Origin of the sequence: Citrobacter sp. Cpo069 (assembly GCF_030332785.1) — a bacterium.
In the GTDB taxonomy this organism is placed as follows: Bacteria; Pseudomonadota; Gammaproteobacteria; order Enterobacterales; family Enterobacteriaceae; genus Citrobacter; species Citrobacter portucalensis.
The window spans coordinates 38029-59409 of sequence record NZ_JAOWHD010000051.1 but is presented as its reverse complement, the minus strand read 5'-3'; the positions used below and the strand labels follow the sequence as shown (position 1 = coordinate 59409).

The 21381-nt window shown below is 53.7% G+C and carries 19 protein-coding genes; 11 read left to right on the top strand and 8 right to left on the bottom strand.

The features are described 5' to 3' along the window. The first annotated feature begins 56 nt into the window (after window positions 1-56). Window positions 57-845 carry a 4,5-DOPA-extradiol-dioxygenase gene (ygiD, locus tag OGY08_RS13080; protein ID WP_020996335.1) on the top strand — a complete coding sequence of 263 codons (789 nt, stop codon included), beginning with the start codon at window positions 57-59 and terminating at the stop codon, window positions 843-845. A gap of 85 nt (window positions 846-930) precedes the next feature. Here ygiD and OGY08_RS13075 read toward each other — a convergent pair whose 3' ends face one another. The 3 genes from OGY08_RS13075 to tolC all read right to left on the bottom strand — a co-directional run bounded on the left by OGY08_RS13075 (window position 931) and on the right by tolC (window position 4400). Then, on the bottom strand, window positions 931-2091 hold the full coding sequence (locus tag OGY08_RS13075) for a glutathionylspermidine synthase family protein (protein ID WP_008785828.1): 1161 nt from the start codon (window positions 2089-2091) through the stop codon (window positions 931-933). A 5-nt stretch (window positions 2092-2096) separates the two neighbouring features. Beyond that, window positions 2097-2774, bottom strand: a complete 678-nt coding sequence (locus OGY08_RS13070; RefSeq protein WP_003024591.1) for a DUF1190 family protein — start codon at window positions 2772-2774, stop codon at window positions 2097-2099. Window positions 2775-2921: 147 nt separating this feature from the next. Continuing rightward, a complete protein-coding gene (gene tolC / locus OGY08_RS13065) occupies window positions 2922-4400 on the bottom strand; it encodes an outer membrane channel protein TolC (RefSeq protein ID WP_125362891.1) in 1479 nt (492 codons plus the stop codon). Between the two features lie 199 nt (window positions 4401-4599). Here tolC and nudF point away from each other — a divergent pair, with 199 nt between their 5' ends. The 5 genes from nudF to parE are packed head-to-tail and all read left to right on the top strand — an operon-like array spanning window position 4600 to window position 9005. After that, entirely contained in the window at window positions 4600-5232 is a 633-nt protein-coding gene (gene nudF, locus OGY08_RS13060; protein ID WP_032945031.1) for an ADP-ribose diphosphatase, read from the top strand. Then, complete coding sequence (locus tag OGY08_RS13055) at window positions 5229-5651, top strand: DUF1249 family protein (RefSeq protein ID WP_003024582.1); 423 nt, start codon at window positions 5229-5231, stop codon at window positions 5649-5651. The genes nudF and OGY08_RS13055 overlap by 4 nt, the downstream gene beginning before the upstream one ends. Window positions 5652-5675: 24 nt before the next feature. Then, entirely contained in the window at window positions 5676-6503 is an 828-nt protein-coding gene (gene cpdA, locus OGY08_RS13050; RefSeq protein WP_008785825.1) for a 3',5'-cyclic-AMP phosphodiesterase, read from the top strand. Beyond that, the gene (gene yqiA, locus OGY08_RS13045) at window positions 6503-7084 is read left to right on the top strand and encodes an esterase YqiA (protein ID WP_003024575.1); all 582 of its coding nucleotides are present in this window, start codon (window positions 6503-6505) and stop codon (window positions 7082-7084) included. Before cpdA ends, yqiA begins: the two co-directional genes overlap by 1 nt. 28 nt (window positions 7085-7112) lie before the next feature. After that, window positions 7113-9005 (top strand): DNA topoisomerase IV subunit B, encoded by a 1893-nt coding sequence (gene parE / locus OGY08_RS13040; protein ID WP_003024571.1) that lies wholly within the window; start codon window positions 7113-7115, stop codon window positions 9003-9005. A 106-nt stretch (window positions 9006-9111) separates the two neighbouring features. Here parE and OGY08_RS13035 read toward each other — a convergent pair whose 3' ends face one another. The 4 genes from OGY08_RS13035 to qseB form a co-directional block, all read right to left on the bottom strand. Beyond that, window positions 9112-9426 (bottom strand): putative quinol monooxygenase, encoded by a 315-nt coding sequence (locus OGY08_RS13035; RefSeq protein ID WP_003024557.1) that lies wholly within the window; start codon window positions 9424-9426, stop codon window positions 9112-9114. Between the two features lie 30 nt (window positions 9427-9456). Continuing rightward, window positions 9457-10038 (bottom strand): NAD(P)H-dependent oxidoreductase, encoded by a 582-nt coding sequence (locus OGY08_RS13030; protein ID WP_003828397.1) that lies wholly within the window; start codon window positions 10036-10038, stop codon window positions 9457-9459. Window positions 10039-10147: 109 nt separating this feature from the next. After that, window positions 10148-11497, bottom strand: coding sequence for a quorum sensing histidine kinase QseC (gene qseC, locus OGY08_RS13025; protein ID WP_125362892.1), 1350 nt, complete (start codon window positions 11495-11497; stop codon window positions 10148-10150). Then, window positions 11494-12153: a quorum sensing response regulator transcription factor QseB gene (gene qseB, locus OGY08_RS13020; protein ID WP_048225546.1), complete on the bottom strand. Its 660-nt coding sequence runs from the start codon at window positions 12151-12153 to the stop codon at window positions 11494-11496. The genes qseC and qseB overlap by 4 nt, the downstream gene beginning before the upstream one ends. Before the next feature lie 148 nt (window positions 12154-12301). On the opposite strand from qseB, the gene OGY08_RS13015 reads away from it, so the two are divergent. The 4 genes from OGY08_RS13015 (at window position 12302) to ftsP (ending at window position 17494) form a co-directional block, all read left to right on the top strand. Then, a complete protein-coding gene (locus OGY08_RS13015) occupies window positions 12302-12700 on the top strand; it encodes a YgiW/YdeI family stress tolerance OB fold protein (RefSeq protein ID WP_003024544.1) in 399 nt (132 codons plus the stop codon). 118 nt (window positions 12701-12818) lie between these two features. Beyond that, on the top strand, window positions 12819-15077 hold the full coding sequence (parC, locus tag OGY08_RS13010; protein ID WP_003828391.1) for a DNA topoisomerase IV subunit A: 2259 nt from the start codon (window positions 12819-12821) through the stop codon (window positions 15075-15077). Window positions 15078-15272: 195 nt separating this feature from the next. Then, entirely contained in the window at window positions 15273-16010 is a 738-nt protein-coding gene (gene plsC, locus OGY08_RS13005; protein ID WP_003024540.1) for a 1-acylglycerol-3-phosphate O-acyltransferase, read from the top strand. Between the two features lie 71 nt (window positions 16011-16081). Further along, window positions 16082-17494, top strand: a complete 1413-nt coding sequence (gene ftsP, locus OGY08_RS13000) for a cell division protein FtsP (RefSeq protein ID WP_060683227.1) — start codon at window positions 16082-16084, stop codon at window positions 17492-17494. Window positions 17495-17510: 16 nt separating this feature from the next. Here the strand turns inward: ftsP and OGY08_RS12995 are convergent, their stop codons facing one another. After that, a complete protein-coding gene (locus OGY08_RS12995; protein WP_125362893.1) occupies window positions 17511-18986 on the bottom strand; it encodes a TrkH family potassium uptake protein in 1476 nt (491 codons plus the stop codon). 199 nt (window positions 18987-19185) lie between these two features. Here OGY08_RS12995 and OGY08_RS12990 point away from each other — a divergent pair, with 199 nt between their 5' ends. Further along, window positions 19186-21357: a YgiQ family radical SAM protein gene (locus OGY08_RS12990; protein WP_003024532.1), complete on the top strand. Its 2172-nt coding sequence runs from the start codon at window positions 19186-19188 to the stop codon at window positions 21355-21357. Window positions 21358-21381 lie beyond the last annotated feature (24 nt).

Here is a 21381-nt window from a genome sequence, read left to right as displayed (position 1 = left end):
ACCGAATAAGCGTATTGTGGTGGTATCAAAATGACTCCCTCAGTAAGGATATCATCATGTCTTCAACTCGTATGCCAGCATTGTTTTTGGGTCACGGTAGCCCGATGAATGTTCTGGAAGATAACGTTTATACCCGTACCTGGCAGCAACTGGGGGAAACGTTGCCGCGTCCGAAAGCCATTGTGGTGGTCTCGGCGCACTGGTTCACCCGTGGAACGGGTGTGACTGCGATGGAAGCCCCAAAAACGATCCACGATTTTGGCGGTTTTCCGCAAGCATTGTATGACACTCATTATCCGGCTCCCGGCTCGCCTGAACTGGCGCAGCATCTGGTTGACTTGCTTGCTCCTGTGCCTGTTACCCTGGACAAAGAAGCCTGGGGTTTTGACCACGGTTCCTGGGGCGTTCTGATCAAGATGTATCCGAATGCGGACATTCCGATGGTGCAGTTGAGTATCGACAGCACCAAACCCGCGTCATGGCATTTTGAGATGGGCCGTAAGCTGGCGGCGCTGCGTGATGAGGGCATTATGCTGGTGGCCAGTGGTAACGTGGTGCATAACCTGCGCACTGCGCGTTGGCACGGTGAGAACACGCCTTATCCGTGGGCGACTTCATTCAATGACTATGTTAAGGCAAACCTGACATGGCAGGGACCGGTTGAGCAGCACCCATTGGTGAACTATCTCGATCATGAAGGTGGATCGTTGTCGAACCCGACGCCGGATCACTATCTGCCGCTGCTGTATGTACTTGGGGCTTGGGATGGTAAAGAGTCTGTCACTATCCCGGTAGATGGTATTGAGATGGGAAGTTTAAGTATGTTGTCGGTGCAGGTTGGATGATGAATGCCCGATGGCACTGCGCTTATCGGGCATTAAGTTCGCGCCGTAGGCCGGGTAAGGCGAAGCCACCACCCGGCACTCTCAATTATTCGACAAAAATATGCGGATAGAAACGTGACAGATCCTGCGTGATCAACGCGCGGTCTTCACGAATGCCGATCCCGGCTGGTTGATCGTTGATCAGCCAGCTGCCAATCAGCATATAGCTGTCGCCAAACTTCGGTAGCTGATGGAACTGCTGCACGATCATGCCTTCTTCACCGTACGGTCCTTCCACGGATTCGATCGTTTTACCGTTCTCAACGATGGAGACGTTAGCCCCCTCGCGCGAGAAGATCGGTTTGACGACGAATTTATCCATCTGCGGATGGTCGTCTTCGGCGAAGTACGCTGGCAGCAGGTTCGGATGGTCCGGGAACATTTCCCATAACAGCGGCAACAGTGCTTTGTTGGAGATAATGCTCTTCCAGGCCGGTTCCAGCCAGCGAACGCCAGCGTCTTCCAGCTTGGTGGAGAACATTTCACGCAGCATGAATTCCCACGGATAGAGCTTGAACAGGTTAGCAATTACCTGATCCTGCATGTCGGTGAACTGACCTTTTTCACCAAGACCAATATCTTCTACATAGAGGAATTCTGTTGCGATCTCAGCTTCGGCAGCGCAATCCTGCAGATACTGGATCGTACCGCGATCTTCTACCGTATCACGACAGCAGGTCAGATGAAGCAGTTGAAAACCATACTGCTCACGCAGCTCGGTGAAACGCTCGATCAGTTTTTCCTGCAGACTGTTGAACTGATCGCTGCCTTCCGGCAGGTTGCCCGCATTGAGCTGATCTTCCAGCCAGATCCACTGGAAAAACGCGGCTTCGTACAGCGAGGTTGGCGTATCGGCGTTGTTTTCTAAAAGCTTGGGTTCACCCGTGCCGTCCCACGCCAGATCGAGACGTGAATAGAGCGACGGTTGCTGTGTCTGCCAGGACTGGCGGACAAAGCCCCAGGTATGCTTCGGAATGCGAAATTTGGTCATCAACTCATCGCTGGCGATGACCTTTTCCACCACCTTGAGGCACATTTGATGCAGCTCTGCGGTGACCTCTTCCAGCTTTTCAACCTGAGCAAGAGTGAGCTTATAGTACGCGTCTTCACACCAGTACGGCTCGCCGTACATAGTGTGAAAATTGAAACCGTATTCGGTGGCTTTGTCGCGCCAGTCCGGGCGCTCAACAATACTGACTCTTTCCATGACGATCAGCCACCCATTGAACGTGTGGTGGTACCGCTTGCGCTACGCTGCATGGTGCTCTGTTTGGCCACAGACTCACCAAATCCGCCGCGGGTTACGGTAGAGGTGGTGGCAGGTTTCGGTGCCATAGCGGTTTTCGGTACGGTCATGGTGCGACCCGGCGTTGCTGCGCCGTAGTTTTTACCGCTGGCATCCGTGTATTTGCCGTAAGCCGGGCTGGCTGGGTTTTTCGAGCTGAACAGCGGTTGCTGAGCGCCCATTCCGCCGCCCATCAGTCGACCCATCATGTAGCCCGCCATCAGCGGCATCCAGAAGCTGCCGCTGCTTTGATTCTGCGCCTGAGCCTGGCCTTCACCGGTCGGTGCCATACCCGCTTGCGCAGGAGCCTGCTGGCACTGGCCTTCGCCGAATTCAGCGATACAGTCTTCACGAGTGGCGTATTTTGGCGCGGTACGTTCAGCTTCTTTCAGCGCATTGTTAAACGCGGTAGTACATTCGGCGCTTTTACCCGGATTCGCCGCAGAGCAGTCGTCAGCGTTCTGATAAAGCGAAACCGTTTCGTCGCTCTTTTCACAGCCCGCGAGCATAAACACAGCGGTAACTGCAAGGGCGACAGGAGTCAGATGGCGCGCGCTCCAGCTTTTGCGGAACGAGGCGTGATGTATAGATTTTGTCCGTTTCATTTATGTCTTCCAGGACCCAGTGGTAACTCTGCTCAGAATAGAGGATGACTGGTCGAAATTGAAGCGGTAAGAGGCGAGAATGCGGAAGAAGGGGCGGATCTTTACGTTGTCTTACGTTCAGACGGGGCCGAAGCCCCGTCATCAGCATCAGTTACGGAACGGGTTGTTGCCGGTGCTGCTGGTTGAACGTGCTGCTGTCGACTGCGCCGCAGGCGTCGCGCTGTTGGACGTATAACCGTCCGCCGCGGCATCTTGCTGCGCGTTTTCCGGCGCGATCGTATCCGGAGTCGTGGATACTGGTTTACCCAGCGTATTGTTCAGTGCCACCAGATCCTGCTCGTTCAGCGTACCGAGCGCAGATTTGACGTTTAACTGGTTGATGAGATAGGTATAACGCGCATTCGCCAGTTGCTGCTTGGCGTTGTACAGCGTGGTGGTGGCATCCAACACATCCACAATGGTACGTGTACCTACGGAATAGCCAGCTTCCATCGCATCCAAAGAACTTTGTGCAGAGACAACCGCTTGTTTGTACGCGTTAATGCTACTGATAGACGCATTAATGTTGTTGAACGAAGAACGAACGGTCTGCACCACGCTGCGGTGTGCGCTTTCCAGTTGTTCACTCGCGCCAACAAAGTTGTACTGCGCTTGTTTCACCTGCGAGTTAACCATTCCGCCCTGGTACAGCGGCAGTGAGAAGCTCAGACCGATTTTATTCTGGCCCATGTTGCTGTCGTCATACTGGGAGGTGTTGGTTTTAGACCCGCTGTACGAGGTGTCAGATACCCCGGTAGAGGCGGTCAAATCCAGGGTCGGTAAATGACCATCCTGCGCCAGACGAATCTGCTCACGAGCCAGATCCTGGCTCAAACGGGCCTGCAATAACGACAGGTTGCGGTTTTCTGCTTCTTTCAGCAGCGCGTTCACCGCCTGCGGTTTGTTGGTTTTAAAACCATCAACGTTCAGTGAAGCCAGTTCCGGGTAGTAGTTACCGGTTACCTGGCGCAGCTGTTCTACCGCGTTATCCAGATTGTTACGCGCGGTAACTTCATTCGCCAGTACAGTATCGTATTGTGAACGGGCGTTTTGTACGTCAGTGATGGCAACCAGGCCAACGTTAAAACGCTGAGTGGTCTGATCTAACTGACGATAGACCGCATCTTTCTGTGCCTGAGTGTAAGAAAGCACGTCAATTGCGTTTAGTACGTTAAAATAGGCCGTGGCGGTATTCAGGATCAGCGTTTGCTGATCGGTCTGATAGGTCACGTCCTGGATGCCCGCTGATTTTTCTTGCAGCGTCAGGGCACGCCATTTAGACATGTCAAAAATAGACTGAGTTAACTGCAAAGATGCGCTGGTGGCGTTGGAGTTGACGCCATTTGCATCACGGTAGCCATTGCTGTAGGTGTAATCGGCACCTAAACCCAGTTGCGGCAGTAATGGGCTACGCGCTTCGTTAATTTTTTCGAATGCAGCATCGCGATCGGCGGCGGATTTACGCAATTCCGGGTTGCTCAGGCGTGCTTGCTGATAAACCTGCATCAGGTTTTCTGCCTGGCTCAAAGTACTGAACCCCGACAGGCTCAGGCCGATAAGGATGGGGAGCAATTTCTTCATTTGCATTCCTTGTTGTGAAGCAGTATTTAGCGCTGATCAAATTGTAAAAATATTTGCTGATTCTAGCAGAATCCGCCACTTCAAAAAGTTGGCGTTACGTGCCATACGGCGTTAATTTGCATCAATTTAACACAAGGGCGTTCAAACATCAGTCAAACGACCTTGAAATTCACATTTTAATCACTATTGGTTTCAGGACAGCACAATGCGTAAACCAGACAACTTGCCAATGACTTTCACTAAAAATGATGTAGAAATTATTGCACGAGAAAAGCTATACCGCGGTTTTTTTTCACTGGATCTTTATCGGTTTCGCCATCGCCTGTTTAACGGGGGGATGAGCGGCGAGGTAACGCGCGAAATTTTTGAGCGCGGACACGCGGCAGTCTTGCTACCCTTTGACCCTGAGCGAGATGAAGTTGTGCTGGTCGAGCAGATCCGTATCGCGGCATTTGATACCAGCGAAAGCCCGTGGTTACTGGAAATGGTGGCCGGGATGATCGAAGAGGGCGAAACCGTTGAAGATGTAGCCCGTCGTGAAGCAATGGAAGAGGCCGGGCTGGAAGTTAAGCGGACGAAGCCCGTTCTGAGCTATCTGGCAAGCCCGGGTGGCACCAGTGAGCGCCTGTCTATTTTAGTCGGCGAAGTGGACGCCACGACCGCGAGCGGGATCCATGGTCTGGCTGATGAAAACGAAGATATTCGTGTTCATGTGGTAAGCCGGGAACAGGCTTACCAATGGGTAGAAGAGGGGAAAATCGACAACGCAGCGTCTGTCATCGCCTTGCAATGGTTACAGCTGCACTATCAAGAGTTAAAAACTGAGTGGAAAAAATGAAGCGTTACACACCTGACTTCCCTGAAATGATGCGTCTGTGCGAAACCAACTATTCGCAATTGCGCCGCCTGCTGCCACGTAATGATGCAGCCGGTGAAACAGTGAGCTATCAGGTAGCAAACGCACAATATCGGTTAACGATCGTGGAATCGACCCGATACACTACGCTTGTTGCGATCGAACAAACGGCACCGGCCGTCACATACTGGAGCCTGCCTTCATTGACCGTGCGCCTGTATCATGACGCAAGGGTGGCTGAAGTGTGTTCAAGTCAGCAGATCTTTCGCTTCAAAGCGCGGTATGATTATCCAAATAAAAAGTTGCATCAACGCGACGAAAAGCATCAAATTAATCAGTTTTTGGCCGACTGGTTACGGTACTGTTTAGCACATGGAGCGATGGCGATTCCGGTTTATTAGCGTCGTGAAACCTAAGGACACCATTTGGAAAGCCTGTTAACCCTTCCTTTGGCTGGTGAGGCCAGAGTCAGGATCTTACAAATTACAGACACTCACCTGTTTGCCGAAAAGCATGAAACGCTGCTGGGTGTGAACACCTGGGACAGCTATCAATCCGTACTGGATGCAATACATGCAGAGTCGCCTGAGTACGATCTGATCGTCGCGACGGGTGATTTGGCGCAGGATCAATCCGCTGCGGCTTATCAGCATTTTGCTGAGGGCATCGCAAGTTTTCGTGCGCCCTGCGTTTGGCTACCGGGCAATCACGATTTTCAGCCGGCAATGTACAGCGCGCTGCAGGATGCGGGCATTTCCCCGGCCAAACGCGTTTTCATTGGCGAACAGTGGCAAATCTTGCTGCTCGACAGCCAGGTGTTCGGCGTTCCCCACGGTGAGTTAAGTGAATTCCAGCTCGAATGGCTGGAGCGTAAACTTGCTGATGCGCCAGAGCGTAATACCTTGCTGCTTCTGCATCATCATCCTCTGCCTGCGGGCTGCAGCTGGCTCGATCAGCACAGTCTGCGTAATGCCGCTGAGCTGGATAACGTGCTGGTGAATTATCCTCGCGCCAGGTATCTATTGTGCGGGCATATTCATCAGGAACTGGATCTGGACTGGAACGGTCGCCGTCTGCTGGCGACGCCGTCGACCTGCGTGCAATTTAAACCGCACTGTTCCAACTTCACATTGGATACCATCAGCCCAGGCTGGCGGACGCTGGAGCTTTTTGCCGACGGGACGTTGCAGACTCAGGTACGTCGTCTGCAGGGTAATCGGTTCCACCCTGATACCGCTTCAGAAGGCTACTGATGTCTACGCTTCTCTATCTTCACGGATTTAATAGCTCTCCTCGTTCGGCGAAGGCGTGTTTACTGAAAAACTGGCTGGCGGAACACCACCCGCACGTTGAGATGATCGTGCCGCAGCTACCTCCGTATCCTGCGCAAGCCGCAGAGATGCTGGAATCGATCATTCTTGAACACGGCGGAGAGTCGCTGGGGATTGTCGGTTCCTCTTTAGGCGGCTATTACGCCACCTGGCTGTCGCAATGTTTTATGCTGCCGGCAGTGGTGGTGAACCCTGCCGTACGGCCTTATGAACTGCTGGTCGACTATCTCGGTCAAAACGAGAACCCCTACACGGGGCAGCAATATGTGCTAGAGTCACGCCATATTTACGATCTTAAAGTCATGCAGATTGACCCGCTGGAAGCGCCGGATTTGATCTGGCTGCTCCAACAAACGGGCGATGAAGTGTTGGACTACCGCCAGGCGGTGGCGTATTACGCCTCCTGCCGTCAGACAGTTATTGAGGGCGGAAACCACGCATTCACGGGCTTCGAAGATTATTTCAACCCGATTGTCGATTTCCTTGGACTGCACAGTTTCTGACGATCAATTCGAATTGCTTATTTAAACCATGACGCAAACTTATAACGCTGATGCCATTGAGGTACTCACTGGGCTTGAGCCGGTACGCCGTCGCCCTGGGATGTACACCGATACGACCCGTCCGAACCATCTTGGGCAGGAAGTGATTGATAACAGTGTGGATGAAGCACTGGCGGGCCACGCGAAACGCGTGGACGTGATCTTACATGCCGACCAGTCTCTGGAAGTCATTGATGACGGACGCGGCATGCCGGTAGATATTCACCCTGAAGAAGGCGTTCCGGCGGTTGAGCTGATCCTCTGTCGTCTGCACGCGGGCGGCAAGTTCTCTAACAAGAACTACCAGTTCTCCGGTGGTCTGCACGGTGTGGGTATCTCCGTTGTTAACGCCCTGTCCAAACGTGTGGAAGTGAACGTGCGCCGCGACGGGCAGGTATACAACATCGCGTTTGAGAATGGCGATAAAGTGCAGGATTTACAGGTTGTCGGTACCTGCGGCAAACGCAATACCGGGACCAGCGTGCACTTCTGGCCCGATGAAAGCTTCTTTGACAGCCCGCGTTTTTCTGTTTCGCGCTTAACGCACGTACTGAAAGCAAAAGCGGTACTGTGCCCAGGCGTTGAGATCACTTTTAAGGATGAGGTCAACAACAGCGAGCAGCGCTGGTGCTACCAGGATGGTCTGAATGACTATCTGAGCGAAGCGGTGAATGGCCTACCGACGCTGCCGGAAAAACCGTTTATCGGTAATTTCAGCGGTGAGACGGAGACGGTGGACTGGGCGCTGCTCTGGCTGCCGGAAGGCGGCGAGCTGCTGACCGAAAGCTATGTGAACCTGATCCCAACCATGCAGGGCGGTACGCACGTTAACGGTCTGCGTCAGGGACTGCTGGATGCGATGCGCGAGTTCTGCGAGTACCGTAACATCCTGCCGCGTGGCGTGAAGCTGTCGGCGGAAGATATCTGGGATCGCTGTGCTTATGTGTTGTCGGTAAAAATGCAGGATCCGCAGTTTGCCGGACAAACCAAAGAGCGCCTCTCTTCGCGTCAGTGTGCGGCATTCGTCTCTGGCGTGGTGAAAGATGCATTCAGTTTGTGGTTGAACCAGAACGTGCAGTCAGCCGAACTGCTGGCTGAGATGGCGATTTCCAGCGCGCAGCGTCGTCTGCGTGCGGCGAAAAAAGTAGTGCGTAAAAAGCTGACCAGCGGTCCGGCGCTGCCGGGTAAACTGGCGGACTGTACCGCACAGGATCTTAATCGCACCGAACTGTTCCTTGTCGAAGGTGACTCGGCGGGCGGATCGGCCAAGCAGGCGCGCGATCGTGAATATCAGGCGATCATGCCGCTGAAAGGTAAGATCCTCAATACCTGGGAAGTCTCTTCCGATGAAGTGCTGGCTTCGCAGGAGGTTCACGATATTTCCGTGGCGATCGGTATCGATCCGGACAGCGACGATCTGAGCCAATTGCGCTATGGCAAGATCTGTATCCTGGCGGATGCGGACTCCGATGGCCTGCACATCGCCACGCTGCTGTGCGCGCTGTTTGTGAAGCACTTCCGCACGCTGGTGAAACACGGTCACGTCTACGTGGCGCTGCCGCCGTTATACCGTATCGACCTCGGCAAAGAGGTTTATTACGCGCTGACGGAAGAAGAGAAAGCGGGCGTACTGGAGCAGTTAAAGCGCAAGAAAGGCAAGCCGAACGTGCAGCGCTTTAAAGGTCTGGGTGAAATGAACCCGATGCAGCTTCGTGAAACTACGCTGGATCCGAACACCCGTCGCCTGGTGCAGCTCATTATCGATGATGAAGACGATCAGCGTACCAATGCAATGATGGATATGCTGCTGGCCAAGAAACGTTCTGAAGATCGTCGTAACTGGTTGCAGGAGAAAGGCGATCTGGCGGATCTCGAAGGGTAATTGCATGTAGAAAAGCCGGAGACGGGCGTAAAATGCCTTATCCGGCTCTCATCTGACGAAGCGATTTATGCCGGATAGCTAAGCGTCACCCGGCAAATCGACAATCTTAAATGCCCGACTCCAGAATACGAATATTCATGTCCAGCACGTCACCTTTCACGGCTTCGCTGTAGGCTTTCATATGCGGGGTCTGCAAATGCGCTTCAAGATGCGCGATGCTTTCCCACTGCTCAACCATCACGATTGAATCTGGTGCTGTAGTCTGAAAACTCACACCTGCGGCGTGATCCACCATCGGCGCATAGCCGTGGCAGCCTTCTTCTTTCAGTACGGTCGGAACGATTTTGGCAAACTGATCCAGTACCGCCTGGCGGTGATGTTGACCTGGACGTGTACGGATTTCTGCAATAACGGTAAGCATGGTTAACTCCTTCTAATTCCAGGTTACCAGTTAACCAAAAATTTCGGTCAGATGCTTGCGATATTCTGCGATATAACGCGGGACGTCCGGCATTTTAATCACGTCATTGGTGATAAAGGTCGGCAGCGCTTCCATTCCCAGGAACTGGTTTGCTTTATGGAAAGGGAGATAGACGCCATCAACGCCAACGCCATGGAAGAACTGGTCTTTTTCAGTGAAGGCTTCCATCGGTGCGTTCCAGGTCAGGGACAGCATGTATTTTTTGCCCTGAATCAGCCCGCCGGAGCCGTATTTTTTAGAAGCATCTGAACGTGTGCGGCCGTCGCTGGCGTACAGCGTACCGTGACCTTCGGTAAACACGTCATCGATGTATTTTTTCACGGTCCACGGTGCGCCCATCCACCAGCCAGGCATCTGCCAGATAACCGCATCGGCCCAGACGAAATTCTGCACTTCTGCTTTTACGTCATAATCGCTGTCTGCGCGTACGACTTTAACATCATGCCCGAGGTCGCGCAGGATACCGTCCGCGACCTCGGTCAGGGTGTCATTCAGTTGACCATTAGAATGGCCGAATTTTTTCGCCCCGTTGATAATCAGAATGTTGCTCATTTTGTGTCCTCAAGGAAATACGTTTGAGGACGATTTTACTCCCACCAGCGGTACGGTGAAATTAGCAAAATGTGCAAAGTCTTTTGCTATATGAGCAACAATAACGCAATTACCAACTGACTTTTGCTTCAAAGCCACCTTCCGGAGCGTTGCCGAACGAGGCTGACATCCCATGCAATATCGCGATACGACGGACAATCGACAGGCCGAGACCGCTGCCGGTCACGCTTTGTCCCGGTGGACGATAAAAGCGTTCACCGATGTGTGTAAGTACCTCCGGCGCAACGCCAGGACCGTTATCTTTGACGCTGAAGTTACGGGCGTTGAGCGTCACTTCCACAATGCTCCCCTGCGGACTGTAGCGAATGGCATTATCCAGCAGATTTCGTACCATCAGGCTCAGCAACAGCGGCTGTCCTGTGCGCGTGATATTGTGTGCGTTAATCTGCAAACGTACGTCAATATGCGCCTGCTGGGCCGGGTGGTAGATATCCATCACCGCGGATTGCAGTAGCTCCTCCAGCGAGATTTCTGCCACATCCTGAAGATTATCGAGGGAGTCGAGGCGCGAAAGCGTCAGGAGCTGATCGACCAGTCGGGTGGCGCGTTCAATTCCCGCATGCAGCTGCACCAGCGCTTTTTCCCGCGTTTGCGGGTCGTCGTCTGACAGTTGCACCACTTCGGTTTGCACCTTCAGCGCCGTCAACGGACTGCGCAGCTCGTGAGCGGCGTCAGAGGTAAAGCGCCGTTCGCGGACCATCATAGAGTGGATACGGGTAAACAGCTGATTAAGCGATTCAACCAGCGGGCGCACTTCGCTTGGCACACCTTTCGGGTCGAGCGGTTCTTCTGATTCCGGGGCGCGCCAGCGCAGAGCTTGCGCCAGTTTTTTTAGCGGCCTGAGTTCGCGACTCAGCATGACCACCAGGATCAGCAACATCAGCGGCAGCGCAACCAGCCACGGGGTTAACTGTGCGGTAAGGATCGACAGCGCCATATCCTCCCGGTATTCCCACTCCTGGCCCACCACAATGCGATATTTTCCATCAGCGGAATTCAGCCACAGGAAGCGCCAGGAATCGTTGTCGCCCCTGAGTTGGCCGTCGCTAAACCCCTCCCGGCTGTAGCTGTAGGGAATATCCTGGCCATTGTCGCCATCGTGTAGCACCATTTTGCCGTCGGTGGAGTAGATGGCGAACGCCAGTGCGTCGTCATCAATATGGCCATGTTTCAGTTTTTTTGGCGTGCGGGCCATATTGCTTGAGGTGGTGACATCGCTGATATCCAGCGTGCTAAGCCGCTTGGCGAACAGCATCAGCTGCGTATCAAACAGCTCATCGACATTATCGGTAGTCTGCCTCCAGGCCACAAAACTGGATACGGCCCAGGTTGCTGATGCCAGAATCAGAAAAATAAGCGTTAGCCTGACTCGCAGACTGAGGCGTTGTGTGAGTTTCATGCGCCACCCAGGGTATAGCCAATGCCATGCACGGTACGGATAAAGTCGCTGCCGAGCTTACGGCGTAAGTGATGGACGTGGACCTCAACCGCATTGCTGGAGACATTTTCGTCCCAGGTATACAGTTTTTCTTCAATCAGTTTGCGGGGCAGGACGCGACCTTTGTTGCGCATTAGCAGTTCCAGCAGCGCGAACTCTTTAGGTTTGAGTGACAAAGGTTCACCCGCCGCCGTGGCGACCAGCGCGCCGGGATCGAGCGTTACCTGGCCATGACACAATGTGTTGCTGGCCTGGCCGCTGGCACGACGTACCAGTGCCTCCAGTCTGGCGGCAACTTCGATCAGCGCAAAGGGTTTGCACAGATAGTCATCTGCGCCCAGGCGCAGGCCTTCAACGCGTTCTGCCAGCGCGTCGCGAGCGGTCAGAATCAGCACAGGCTCCTGCTTTCCGTTGGCTCGCCATTCGCGCAAAATGTCCCGTCCGTCTATGCCTGGCAGCGTCAGGTCGAGGATTACCGCATCATAAGGTGCGCTGTAGAGTGCTTCTTTCCCTTGGCGACCTTCGGTAAACCAGTCGATGCTGAAACCCATTTTACTCAGACCTGTTTTCAGGCCATCGCCAATCAACGTGTCATCTTCGATCAGTAAAATACGCATATGTTCATCCCTGCGAACTCATTTGCAGTTAGTAAACCTGTGGCTACAGCCTCTGTACAGCAAAAAAAGTATCTTTTTTTGCCTTAAGAACTTGTTAAGGATTAACTTATTTAATAGTCGTAAACCAACATGAAAGGGAGACATGACGATGAAAAAATTAGCTGCAATGGTTGCCGTAATGGCACTGTGTTCCGCACCTGTTCTGGCAGCTCAGCAGGGCGGCTTCTCTGGGCCAACGACAACCACCACGCAGAGCCAAAACGGCGGATTTGTCGGCCCTAACGGTAGCAGCACGACGGTAGAAAGCGCCAAATCACTGCGTGATGACACCTGGGTTACCCTGCGCGGGAACATCGTTGAGCGTATTTCCGACGACCTGTACGTGTTTAAAGATGCGACCGGCACGGTGAATGTGGATATCGACCACAAGCGCTGGAACGGCGTAACCGTCACACCGCAGGATGTGGTTGAAATCCAGGGTGAAGTGGATAAAGACTGGAACTCCGTTGAAATCGACGTAAAACAGATTACCAAAGTTGCTAAGTAATCCCCATCAGGGCCGCATTCGCGGCCCTTTTCTTTGTGACTCAACACGCCAGATAGGGTAGTATCTGCGGCAATATTGCCCTTCAATAGAGGGGTACAAAGTTGAGGAACCACGATTAATGAGCGATATGGCAGAGCGCCTGGCGCTGCATGAATTCACGGAAAACGCCTATCTGAACTATTCCATGTACGTCATCATGGACAGGGCGTTGCCGTTTATTGGCGATGGTTTGAAACCCGTTCAGCGTCGCATCGTATACGCGATGTCCGAACTGGGGCTGAATGCCAGCGCCAAATTTAAAAAATCCGCCCGTACCGTCGGTGACGTGCTGGGTAAATACCATCCGCACGGCGACAGCGCCTGCTATGAAGCGATGGTGCTGATGGCGCAGCCGTTCTCTTACCGTTACCCGCTGGTTGACGGGCAGGGGAACTGGGGGGCACCGGACGATCCGAAATCCTTCGCGGCGATGCGTTATACCGAATCACGCCTGTCTAAATATGCGGAAGTCCTGCTGGGCGAACTCGGTCAGGGAACGTCGGACTGGGTGCCAAACTTCGACGGCACCATGCAGGAGCCGAAGATGCTGCCTGCTCGTCTACCAAATATTCTGCTGAACGGCACGACCGGTATTGCCGTTGGTATGGCAACGGACATTCCGCCACATAACCTGCGTGAAGTGGCAAAAGCAGCGATTACCCTGATTGAGCAGCCGAAAACGACGCTGGATCAGTTGCTGGATATCGTGCAAGGGCCGGATTACCCGACCGAAGCGGAAATTATTACTTCGCGCGCGGAAATTCGTAAGATTTACGAGAATGGACGCGGCTCCGTGCGTATGCGTGCGGTATGGACGAAAGAAGACGGCGCGGTGGTGATTTCCGCGCTGCCGCATCAGGTTTCCGGGGCAAAAGTGCTGGAGCAGATCGCTGCTCAAATGCGCAATAAAAAGCTGCCGATGGTAGACGACCTGCGCGACGAATCGGATCACGAAAACCCGACCCGTCTGGTGATTGTCCCGCGCTCTAATCGTGTGGATATGGAGCAGGTGATGAACCACCTGTTTGCCACTACCGATCTCGAAAAAAGCTACCGTATCAACCTGAACATGATCGGTCTTGATGGTCGTCCAGCGGTGAAAAACCTGCTGGAGATCCTCACCGAATGGCTGGCGTTCCGCCGCGATACCGTGCGTCGCCGCCTGAATTATCGTCTGGAAAAAGTGCTCAAGCGCCTGCACATCCTTGAAGGTTTGCTGGTGGCGTTCCTCAACATTGACGAAGTCATCGAAATTATTCGTCATGAAGATGAACCTAAACCTGAGCTGATGTCGCGGTTTGGCATTTCTGAAACCCAGGCTGAAGCCATCCTTGAGCTGAAATTGCGCCACCTTGCCAAACTCGAAGAAATGAAAATCCGCGGTGAGCAGGATGAGCTGGCGAAAGAGCGCGATCAGTTGCAGGCCATACTGGCTTCAGAACGTAAAATGAGTAACCTGCTGAAGAAAGAGCTGCAGGCCGATGCAGACGCCTATGGCGACGATCGTCGTTCTCCGTTGCAGGAGCGCGAAGAAGCGAAGGCGATGAGCGAGCACGACATGCTGCCATCTGAGCCGGTGACGATTGTGTTGTCCCAGAGTGGCTGGGTGCGTAGCGCCAAAGGCCATGACATCGATGCGCCAGGATTAAGCTATAAAGCGGGCGACAGCTTTAAGTCGGCAGTGAAGGGTAAGAGCAACCAGCCGGTGGTGTTCGTGGACTCGACCGGACGCAGCTATGCCATCGACCCGATTACGCTGCCGTCGGCGCGCGGTCAGGGTGAACCGCTGACCGGGAAGCTCACGCTGCCGCCAGGCGCGACGGTTGAGCACATGCTGATGGAAGGCGACGATCAAAAACTGCTGATGGCCTCCGATGCGGGCTACGGTTTTGTCTGTACCTTCAATGACCTGGTCGCACGTAACCGTGCGGGTAAGGCATTGATTACGCTGCCAGAAAATGCGCGCGTGATGCAGCCGGTGGTGATTGAAGATGAAACCGACATGCTACTGGCTATTACTCAGGCTGGCCGCATGTTGATGTTCCCGGTGAGCGATTTACCGCAGTTGTCGAAAGGCAAAGGGAACAAGATCATTAATATCCCTTCAGCGGAAGCGGCGAAAGGCGAGGATGGCCTGGCGCAACTTTACGTGCTGCCGCCGCAGAGCACGCTGACCATCCACGTCGGTAAGCGCAAAATCAAACTGCGTCCTGAAGAGTTGCAGAAAGTGACCGGAGAGCGCGGCCGTCGCGGCACGCTAATGCGTGGTCTGCAGCGTATCGACAGCATTGAGATTGACTCGCCTCGACGCGCCAGTCACGGCGACAGCGAAGAATAACGCTACCGTCCGGCTCTCCCTGTTAAAGCCCAGGGAGAGCCAACGTTAAAAATTCCCGTGAAACCGTTGTTTATTCGTGCGTTGCGATTAACAATACGCTTTTCCAGAGAGCCGCCCTTAACAAAGCCCTAACCTGATACCGCGTGATGAATCAGGTGACGTAAAATGCCAGGCTCTTAGGCCTTAGAGGTTGTTATGCTATATATTTTTCGTTTAATTATTACTGTTATTTACTGCGTTCTGGTCTGTATTTTCGGTTGCATATACTGTCTGTTCAGCCCACGAAATCCAAAACACGTTGCAACGTTCGGCCATATGTTTGGCCGCCTGGCTCCCCTTTATGGCCTGAAGGTCGAGTGCCGCATGCCGGCAGACGCGCAGAACTATGGTAATGCTATCTATATTTGTAACCATCAGAACAACTATGACATGGTTACCGCTGCGAATATCGTTCAGCCGCCGACGGTGACGGTAGGTAAAAAAAGCCTGCTGTGGATCCCTTTCTTCGGGCAGCTGTACTGGTTAACCGGTAACCTGTTGATTGACAGAAACAACCGCGCTAAAGCGCACAGCACCATTGCTGCCGTGGTGAATCATTTCAAAAAACGTCGCATTTCTATCTGGATGTTCCCTGAAGGGACGCGTAGCCGCGGTCGCGGTCTGCTGCCGTTTAAAACCGGCGCGTTCCATGCAGCGATTGCTGCTGGTGTCCCGGTCATTCCGGTGTGCGTTTCCACAACCTCGAACAAGATAAAACTCAATCGACTCAATAATGGTCTGGCAATTGTCGAGATGTTGCCACCGGTGGATATTAGCCACTTTGGGAAAGATCAGGTTCGTGAACTGGCAGCGCATTGCCGCACGCTGATGGAACAAAAAATCGCAGAACTCGATAAAGAAGTTGCTGAGCGGGAAGCCGCCGGTAAGGTTTAATCCGCGCAATTCGGGTTTTTTACAGGAAATGACTTCCTGCGTGTTAATAGCCAGTTTTTTATGGAGTTTATATGTCATTCAGTCGGCGTCAGTTCATTCAGGCATCGGGGATCGCACTGTGTGCAGGTGCTGTTCCGCTGAAGGCTAATGCTGCCGGTCAGCAACAACCCTTACCCGTGCCTCCGCTGCTGGAATCCCGCCGGGGGCAGCCGCTATTTATGACGCTGCAACGTGCGCACTGGTCCTTTACACAAGGCACGCGCGCACCTGTATGGGGAATTAACGGCCGCTATCTGGGACCGACAATCCGTGTCTGGAAAGGGGATGACGTCAAGCTTATCTACAGCAACCGTCTGACTGAAAATGTCTCGATGACCGTCGCCGGGTTGCAGGTACCAGGCCCGCTGATGGGCGGCCCGGCGCGCATGATGTCCCCGAATGCTGACTGGGCGCCGGTGCTACCGATTCGCCAGAATGCCGCCACGTTGTGGTATCACGCCAATACGCCAAATCGTACCGCCCAGCAGGTTTACAACGGTCTTGCCGGGATGTGGCTGGTTGAAGATGAAGTGAGTAAGTCACTGTCTATTCCAAACCACTATGGCGTGGATGATTTTCCGATCATTATCCAGGACAAGCGCCTGGACAACTTTGGCACGCCGGAATACAGCGAGCCCGGTAGCGGTGGTTTTGTTGGCGATACGTTACTGGTCAACGGGGCGCAAAGCCCGTATGTCGAAGTCTCCCGCGGCTGGGTGCGCTTGCGTTTGCTGAATGCTTCAAACTCGCGTCGTTACCAGCTGCAAATGAGCGATGGCCGTGCGCTGCATGTGATTTCCGGCGATCAGGGTTTTTTACCTGCGCCTGTTTCGGTGAAGCAGCTCTCGCTGGCACCGGGCGAGCGTCGTGAGATCCTGGTGGATATGACTAACGGTAATGAGGTCTCTATCACCTGTGGTGAGGCGGCCAGTATTGTCGACAGGATCCGCGGGTTCTTTGAGCCCTCCAGTATTCTCATCTCCACGCTGGTATTGACGTTGCGCCCGACAGGTCTTCTGCCGCTGGTGACTGACAGCCTGCCAATGCGCCTGCTGCCAACGGAAATCCTCAGCGGTTCGCCGATTCGCAGCCGTGATATCAGCCTGGACGACGATCCTGGCATCAACGGTCAGCTGTGGGACGTCAATCGTATGGATATTACTGCCCAGCAGGGCTCCTGGGAGCGCTGGACGGTGCGGGCGGATATGCCCCAGTCCTTCCATATTGAAGGTGTTTCGTTCCTGATCCGTAATGTGAATGGCGCGATGCCGTTCCCGGAAGACAGAGGCTGGAAAGATACTGTCTGGGTTGATGGCCAGGTTGAATTACTGGTTTATTACGGACAGCCTTCCTGGGCCCATTTCCCGTTCTACTTTAATAGCCAGACGCTGGAAATGGCGGATCGTGGCTCAATCGGACAGATGTTGGTGAACCCGGCGCCTTAATGCGCCGGGGTATTCGTTACGCCCGCCAGAACATGCGCGAGAACAGGATCAGAATGGGGTAAATCTCCAGACGCCCCATGATCATGGCCGCGCACATCAGTAGCTTTGCTTCCTCGTTTAAGGTGCCAAATGTCGTGGCGGTGACGCCAAATCCCAGCCCCATATTGTTGATGCAGGCGGCGACGGTGGCGAAAGAGGAGAAGAGATCGTAGCCCATCAGATTGAGCGCCCAGATAAAAAAGCTGGTGAACAAAACGTAGAGAAAGAAAAAGCTCCATACCGAACGCACCACCCGGTCGCTTACCACGCTATTGCCCACTTTGATATTCAGCAGGGCGCGAGGGTGCGCGAGCTGGTGTAACTCTTGACGGCACTGCTTGAACATAATCAAAAAGCGTAGCACCTTAATCCCCCCGCAGGTCGATCCCACACAACCGCCGAAGAAACTGGCGCTGAGCAGCATGAAGATCGTGTGCGAAGGCCACTGCGCGTAATCCGCCGTCGACAGGCCATTATCTGTCAGCATCGAACTGGCCAGAAAAAAAGCATGCACCAGGCTGTCCGTTAATCCGTACATGCTTGCCCGCCAAACTTGCCAGGTGGCGATCAGAGTGACCACCAACGCAATAAGCAAAAAGAAACGCAATTCGGCATTACGACGAAAGGGTTTGAAGGTACGTTTCACGATAGCAACGTACCAGAGGGTGAAGTTAAACGCAGACAGCAGTGAAAATATCCCGGCGACAAGCTCAATGGCATGGCTGTTATAAAAGCCGATGCTCTCGCTGCGAGTGGAAAATCCGCCGAGAGAGACCGTCGACAGCCCGTGGCATAAGGCGTCGAAAAACGACATCCCGGCAGCCCAGTAGGCCAGAGTACAAATAAGACCCAGAATGACATAGGTCATCCACAGCGTACGTGCAGTATCAGCAAGTCTTGGCGTGAGGCGTTCTTCTTTAAAAGGGCCCGGCATTTCAGACTGATACAGCTTCATGCCACCAATACCCAGCAGCGGCAATACCGCCACGGCGAGGACGATAACACCCAGACCGCCAATAAAATTGAGCTGAGCCCGATAGTACAGATACGACTTCGGCAAGGCGCTGACGTCATCAATCACCGTTGCGCCTGTAGTGGTAATCCCAGAAACTCCTTCAAACAGGGCATCCGCAAAAGAGAGGTTTAAGCCATCGTCCATCCACATCGGCATCGCGCTGATAAACGAAAACAACAGCCAGAACAGGACGATAATGACGAAACCATCCCGGGTGCGCAGTTGAATCCCCGCATGTTTGGTTGCCAACCACGCCCCGCCGCCGAGGGTGAAGAAAGTCATAAACGTGCTGAAAAAAGCGAACAAGCTCCGCTCTTTGTTTAACAAAGCGATGAGCATCGGCGGCAGCATAGAAAAGCTGTAGAGAAGAACCAGAAATCCGCACAGGTGAACAACAACCCGTAACTGGGAAATATGCAGTGAATCGTTGAGTCGCAATGAAAAATCCCCCGCCGAAAAAGAGTTATCTCAGCTGGCTGGCATGGTGTTAATTATGATTGATAAAAATGATCGTCGTAAAATTTAACAATTTATATAACTTTCTACTGGTCTGGTTCAGACTCCACTTCATTTCTTGCCGACATACAGCGTATAATCCTCGGCCTTTGATTATTTTTTTACCATTTTTGGAAGCATTATGAGCGCAATATCCCTGATCCAGCCGGACAGAGACCTTTTCTCCTGGCCGCAGTACTGGGCTGCCTGTTTTGGCCCGGCACCGTTTTTGCCGATGTCACGCGACGAAATGGACCAACTTGGCTGGGATAGCTGCGACATCATTCTGGTTACCGGCGATGCATACGTCGATCATCCCAGCTTTGGCATGGCAATTTGCGGACGTATGCTGGAAGCACAAGGCTTTCGCGTAGGGATTATCGCCCAGCCGGAGTGGAACAACAAAGACGATTTTATGCGTTTGGGTAAACCGAACCTGTTCTTTGGTGTGACCGCAGGCAACATGGACTCGATGATCAACCGTTACACCGCCGATCGCCGACTGCGCCATGACGATGCCTACACACCGGACAACGTTGCGGGCAAACGTCCGGACCGCGCCACGCTGGTCTATACCCAGCGCTGTAAAGAAGCATGGAAAGATGTGCCGGTTATTCTCGGCGGTATTGAGGCCAGCCTGCGCCGTACCGCGCACTATGACTACTGGTCCGATACCGTTCGTCGCTCTGTTCTGGTGGATTCCAAAGCCGACATGCTGATGTTCGGCAACGGCGAACGTCCGCTGGTGGAAGTGGCGCATCGTCTGGCGATGGGCGAAACCATCGATCAGATCCGCGACGTGCGTAACACTGCGATTATGGTTAAAGAAGCGCTGCCGGGCTGGAGTGGGGTGGATTCCACGCGCCTCGACACGCCGGGTAAGATTGACCCGATCCCGCATCCGTATGGTGAAGATCTGCCGTGTGCTGACAACAAGCCGGTCGCACCGAAAAAGCAGGAAGCGAAAGCGGTAACCGTACAGCCGCCGCGCCCGAAACCGTGGGAAAAAACCTACGTGCTGCTGCCGTCCTTCGAAAAAGTGAAGGGCGATAAAGTGCTGTATGCGCATGCGTCGCGTATCCTGCACCACGAAACCAACCCAGGCTGCGCGCGTGCGCTGATGCAAAAGCACGGCGATCGCTACATCTGGATCAACCCGCCAGCCATTCCGCTCTCTACCGAAGAGATGGATAGCGTCTTTGCGCTGCCGTACAAACGCGTGCCGCATCCGGCGTATGGCGACAGCCGCATTCCGGCCTATGAGATGATCCGTTTCTCGATCAACATTATGCGTGGCTGCTTTGGCGGCTGTTCGTTCTGTTCGATCACCGAGCACGAAGGTCGCATCATCCAGAGCCGCTCTGAAGACTCGATCATCAATGAAATCGAAGCCATTCGCGACACCGTTCCAGGCTTTACCGGCGTGATTTCCGACCTCGGCGGCCCAACGGCGAACATGTATATGCTGCGCTGTAAGTCACCGCGCGCGGAGCAGACCTGCCGTCGTCTGTCATGCGTCTACCCGGATATCTGTCCGCATATGGACACCAACCACGAACCGACGATTAACCTTTATCGTCGTGCGCGTGATTTGAAAGGCATTAAAAAGATCCTCATCGCTTCGGGCGTGCGTTATGACATCGCGGTTGAAGATCCGCGCTATATCAAAGAACTGGCGACCCACCACGTTGGCGGCTATCTGAAGATTGCGCCAGAGCATACCGAAGAAGGCCCGTTGTCGAAGATGATGAAGCCGGGGATGGGCAGCTACGATCGCTTTAAGGAATTGTTCGATACCTACTCTAAGCAAGCGGGTAAAGAGCAGTACCTGATCCCGTACTTTATTTCCGCGCACCCGGGTACGCGTGATGAAGATATGGTGAATCTGGCGTTGTGGTTGAAGCAACGTCGTTTCCGTCTGGATCAGGTGCAGAACTTCTATCCATCGCCGTTGGCGAACTCCACAACCATGTATTACACCGGGAAAAACCCACTGGGTAAAATTGGTTATAAGAGTGAAGATGTGGTGGTGCCGAAAGGTGATAAGCAGCGTCGTTTACATAAAGCCCTGCTGCGTTACCACGATCCAGCCAACTGGCCGTTAATCCGCCAGGCGCTGGAAGATATGGGTAAAAAGCATCTGATCGGCGGTCGTCGCGAATGTCTGGTCCCGGCGCCTACGCTGGAAGAGATGCGCGAAGCGCGTCGCCAGAACCGTCATACCCGTCCGGCGTTGACCAAGCACACACCGGTGGCGCATCAGCGCCAGACGCCTGCCGCGAACAAAAAACGCGGGAAAGTGGCAGGGCGCTAATCTGCCTTGCCCGGTGGTGAAATG